Here is a 404-nt window from a genome sequence, read left to right as displayed (position 1 = left end):
CCTCTTTTCTAAAATAAATTAAATTTTTAGTGAAGGAATTTATTGTGAATAGAAAGAGGATTATTTTATGTTTATCTTTATGTACAAGTTTACTCTTATCAGAAGAGAAAACTACTGAAAAAAAAGAGACTACAGTTTTAGAGAAAATAGAAGTTGTTTCTATTGTTGAATCTGACAATCCATTAAAAGTTATAACAGACCCTAAAAATCCAATTCAACCAATTCCAGCTAGTGATGGAGCTGATTTTTTGAAAAATATACCAGGTTTTTCTGTTAAAAGAAAAGGTGGAACAGATGGAGATCCAATATTTAGAGGAATGTCTGGTTCTAAACTTGGAATATTCTCAGATGGACAAGAGGTATATGGAGGATGTGGAGGAAGAATGGATCCTCCTACTGCATAT

At 31.2% G+C, this 404-nt stretch carries 1 protein-coding gene; it reads left to right on the top strand.

All coding sequences use genetic code 11. The annotated features are described in order from the left end of the window. Window positions 1-44 precede the first annotated feature (44 nt). A partial coding sequence (locus tag CRV02_RS14630; RefSeq protein ID WP_375137093.1) for a TonB-dependent receptor plug domain-containing protein occupies window positions 45-404 on the top strand: 360 nt, incomplete at its 3' end.

The organism is Arcobacter sp. CECT 8989, from assembly GCF_004116715.1.
Lineage (GTDB): Bacteria > Campylobacterota > Campylobacteria > Campylobacterales > Arcobacteraceae > Halarcobacter.
This window is presented reverse-complemented; position numbering and strand designations above follow the sequence as displayed.